Source organism: Spirochaeta cellobiosiphila DSM 17781, assembly GCF_000426705.1.
GTDB lineage: Bacteria > Spirochaetota > Spirochaetia > DSM-17781 > DSM-17781 > Spirochaeta_E > Spirochaeta_E cellobiosiphila.
This window is the reverse complement of record NZ_AUFW01000031.1, coordinates 1-4,372: the sequence shown is the minus strand read 5'-3', so window position 1 is coordinate 4,372 and position 4,372 is coordinate 1. Positions and strand designations below refer to the sequence as shown.

General features: G+C 33.0%; 4 protein-coding genes. All 4 read left to right on the top strand.

From position 1 onward, the window contains the following. The first annotated feature begins 92 nt into the window (after window positions 1–92). Window positions 93–1,406, top strand: coding sequence for a tetratricopeptide repeat protein (locus K345_RS0106650; protein ID WP_028973504.1), 1,314 nt, complete (start codon window positions 93–95; stop codon window positions 1,404–1,406). 2 nt (window positions 1,407–1,408) lie between these two features. After that, on the top strand, window positions 1,409–2,656 hold the full coding sequence (locus tag K345_RS0106645) for a peptidoglycan recognition protein family protein (RefSeq protein ID WP_028973503.1): 1,248 nt from the start codon (window positions 1,409–1,411) through the stop codon (window positions 2,654–2,656). Window positions 2,657–2,663: 7 nt separating this feature from the next. Then, window positions 2,664–3,965, top strand: a complete 1,302-nt coding sequence (locus K345_RS0106640) for a tetratricopeptide repeat protein (RefSeq protein ID WP_028973502.1) — start codon at window positions 2,664–2,666, stop codon at window positions 3,963–3,965. A gap of 9 nt (window positions 3,966–3,974) precedes the next feature. Beyond that, the coding region (locus K345_RS20065) for a hypothetical protein (protein WP_037571519.1) at window positions 3,975–4,372 on the top strand (398 nt) is incomplete at its 3' end.

The following is a 4,372-nucleotide window of genomic DNA, read 5'->3' as shown; positions in this document are numbered from 1 at the left end:
AATAGTCCAAGGTAAAACTAAAGTTACAACGGGAATAACCAATAAAATCATCATTAAAATGTCTAGCTATAACGAATCGGAGTGAAGGAAATATGTATCCAAGAAAATTACTACTACCATTATTATTAGCCCTACTGAGTCTCTTAATATTAGGATGTCCTCAAAAGGCTGAGGCAGATCAGACTAAAGAAGCCCCCTCTCCCAGTGCAGAAGATATTGTAAAAACAGAGGAACATACAAATCCTGGAGATGTCGTTATAGAAAAAGCTCCTGTTAATACAGACACAGCTAATAGCCGTGATCCCTATTGGTCCACATTAGGATATGAAACATGGCAAGGGATTACTGATGTTACAGAATTACCTGAATCCGTGATGTTGGATATGCTTAATGTACGAAGGATGATGTTCCAATCATTGTCCTACCCAACAAAAGAAGAAATTATTACTAAATATCAATTGCAATTAGGTAAGTTAACAGCAGAGAATCTTAACAGTGTGGGTTATGACTTGTATACACAGGGTGATTATTTATCGGCAATGCAGTTGTTTGTAGAAGCAATGAGAATAGATCCTACCTATGTTTATGCTCATTATAACTTTGCTTGTGCAGGTTCTCTTTATCTTCAATATTGGTCAAAAAAGGATAGTGGTCAATATGTAACGCAAGAAGGCTATTATGATGAAGATTTCCTATCACTTGTTCAAGATGAAATATTTCAGAATATTAGTATTTCTGTATTCCTAGCATCTCGATATCTCGAAAAATCGAAAACAGACTCAGACTTGGAATACATTCGTAGTCTAAAACGTTATTCAAACCTTAGACAAAACTCATCAACACCAGAGTTTTGGAATCTATATGGATATCATAAATCTATTGTAAGTAATATTGATGAGTTCCCTGAATCTGGAGAACTATCAGTTACTTTGGATGGTGGATTTTATTCTGCATTAACTATATCAGATCTTATTAATAACTCAAATTCATTAAACAACCAATGGGAATACGATTTTCATAAGTTTATTAATTTTGATAAGGTACACTTAATTAAAGTTGATTATGATGAGCGTCCTCAATTTGGTTATAGAATTAATTATGATAAAAACAATGATCATGATGCTATATCAAGACAACCATACATTATTGCTTACAATAATTATTTCAAAATTGAAGGCTTGTTATTAAACGACGATAATTGGAAAGTTGAAAATAGGGAAACTTTATATAGTTATGATGCGGAATATCCACAAAATATTGTTGATGATACACTTAAATTCCAATTTTGTGAGAACTGGGAAATTTCTAATAATATAGAATATTTTAACTCAATTAGTACTTATTACGACATGTATCATAAAATGAATTCAAATTTAATTGACAAAAAATTAAGAAATAAGGAATAGAAATGGCTCAATATGATAATTATTGTGATATTGGCAATATACAAGAGAAAATTAAACAGTATTTTATAGAAAATTCATTTCTAATGAAAGAACAAATTTTCGACATTGATTTACCAGAAAGTAAAATGCGTAAATTAAAACATCTAAATGAATATACGATTGGTTCTGATGATTACATTAGACTTAGTACCAAAATATCGAGACTAAAGCAATTTAAAAAAGAAGAAATGTATTTAGGTAAAGTAGATAAATCAGAAAAGACAGCTATATGTCTACACTTCACAGCTGGCAATTTTGGTGGAGCTGATTCAACAACATGTAATACAAAACCGAATAGAGCTATAGAAAAACACAATGCTGTTAATTATTGGGTATATCGTGATGGAACAATTGTAGAATATATGGAACCTGAATATTGGGCCCACCATTCCCATGGAGGCGACACTTACAATCCCAAAATAATTGCTATTGAAATAGTAAATTATGGCTGGCTAGAATTAAAAAATGATGGATATTTACATTCTTGTAGTGGAATATACTGTTCTAAGGATGAGCAATGCAAAGGTAAAGATTTAGCATATATAGATTTAGCAAATAATGATTATGACAAACTCGGAAGATATCCTCACAGTGAATACAGAGGATATCGTTATTATGCAGCATTTACAACACTACAAACTCAAAGTGTTGCAAAATTATTAAAAACATTATGTAAAGAATATGATATCCCTTATCGTTTTCTTCCATATGATATACGCTTTGATCATTTTGAATGGAATGAACCTATGAGGCAACTAGTTACTGATTGGAGTAGCTTCATGAATGATAATAAAGAAAAAGCAGGAATATTTTCTCATGTCAATACAAGATATCGAAATGAAGACACTAATGCAGTAGTAAAATGGGATATCAGTCCTGCCTTTGACTGGGAATATTTGGAAAACTATAATGGCTTCACCACTTCTTTTCCTCTTGAAAATAATACAAACAAACTCTACCAAATGACGCCTATACAATGGTTAAATGCTGCCGAAAGGGGTGATCAAAAAGGATACTTTCCTATAGGAAGTAATCTAACAGCCCATACTATTGTACACATTGCAAGTCCATCAACACAATCTACTCCAGTGAGAGCCATGCCAAATGGGAGTGTTACGGATCTCGAAATAGTCCAAGGTAAAACTAAAGTTACAACGGGAATAACCAATAAAATCATCATTAAAATGTCTAGCTATAACGAATCGGAGTGAAGGAAATATGAATCCAAGAAAATTACTACTTCCATTATTATTAGCCCTACTGAGTCTCTTACTCTTAGGATGTCCTCAGAAGGCTGAGGCAGATCAGACTAAAGAAGCCCCCTCTCCCAGTGCAGAAGATATTGTAAAAACAGAGGAACATACAAATCCTGGAGATGTCGTTATAGAAAAAGCTCCTGTTAATACAGACACAGCTAATAGCCGTGATCCCTATTGGTCCACATTAGGCTATGAGACCTGGCAGGGGATTACTGATGTTACAGAATTACCTGAATCTTTGATGTTGGATATGCTTAATGTACGAAGGATGTCATGGCAAGCGATTTCCTATTTAACCCTAGAAGAGATAATTAGTAAATATAATCTGGATTTAGGTGAGCTCGATGCGAAGACTCTCAACAGTGCTGGTTATGATTTATATGTGAAGGGTGATTATGAATCAGCCATGCAATTGTTTGTTGAAGCTATGAACATTGATCCCACCTATGTCTATGCACATTATAACTTTGCCTGTGCGGGATCTCTGTACCTTCAGTACTGGGCAAATCAAGATAGCGGATTGTACGCTCAGCAGGAAGGTTACTATAATGAGGAGTTCCTTGCTATTGTTCTGGATGAAGTATTTCAGAACTTAAGTCTGTCCTATTTTCTCGCCTCTAGATACTTAGAAAAATCGGAAACTGATTCAGACCTAGAATATATACGTGGCTTAAAGCGTTATTCCAATTTAAGACAAAATCTATCAGAACCAAATTTTTGGATATTATATGGATATCATCAATCAAAAGTAAGTGACATAGAGGAGTTCCCAGAATCTGGACAGTTATCCATAACCCTGGATGGAGGCTTTTATTCAGCATTCACCTTCTATTACCTAATGAAGGATAATAGTCGAAGTAATCAATGGGATATGGATACACATAATCTAATAGATAAGAATCAAGTATCACTAATTCAACTAGATCATGTGGATATTGAAAAATATGGTTATAGAATAAGCTATGAGGTTGGAAATATTGAGGATAATGGAAGACAACCTTATATAATTGCCTATGATAACAAATTGAGTATAGAAGGAATACTGAATAGAGATAAATACTGGAATATAGAAGGGACAAGAACTCTCTATAACTACAAACTAAATTATCCAGAAAAAAGGTCTGATGGAACTTTAAGATTTGCTTTATATGAAGATTGGAAGTTCTCTTATAAAGAAAGTTATTATGATAGTATTAGAGAATCCTATGAAAGATATTTCAATAAATATAAACGATATGTAGATGAAAAATTAGGTAAATAAGGATTTTAAATGAGTATATACCATGAGCGCTGTGAAATTAGTATTATTCCAGGTAAGTTAAAATCGTATTTTAATGATAGAGCTTTCCTCATGAAAGAAAAAATCTTAGATATAAATCTACCTTTAACAAAAATGCGTAAGCTGAAACAACTACAAGAATATGAGAATGATTCAGAGGAATATAACGACCTTAAAGCTAAAATACTAAAAGATAAGCAATTCCAAAAAGAAGAAATGTATCTAGGCAAAGTAGATAAATCAGAAAAGACAGCAATATGTCTTCACTTCACTGCTGGTAATTATGGTGGAACTGATTCAACCACATGTAAGACAAGTCCCAATAGAGCCATAGATGATCATAATGCAGTTAACTATTGGGTCTATAGAGATGGAACAATTGTTGAATA

What these genes read in the sequence shown, in the direction of transcription:
- K345_RS0106640 (WP_028973502.1), top strand. Translation starts at nt 2,664, where the DNA reads ATGAATCCAAGAAAATTACTACTTCCATTATTATTAGCCCTACTGAGT.
- K345_RS0106650 (WP_028973504.1), top strand. Translation starts at nt 93, where the DNA reads ATGTATCCAAGAAAATTACTACTACCATTATTATTAGCCCTACTGAGT.
- K345_RS0106645 (WP_028973503.1), top strand. Translation starts at nt 1,409, where the DNA reads ATGGCTCAATATGATAATTATTGTGATATTGGCAATATACAAGAGAAA.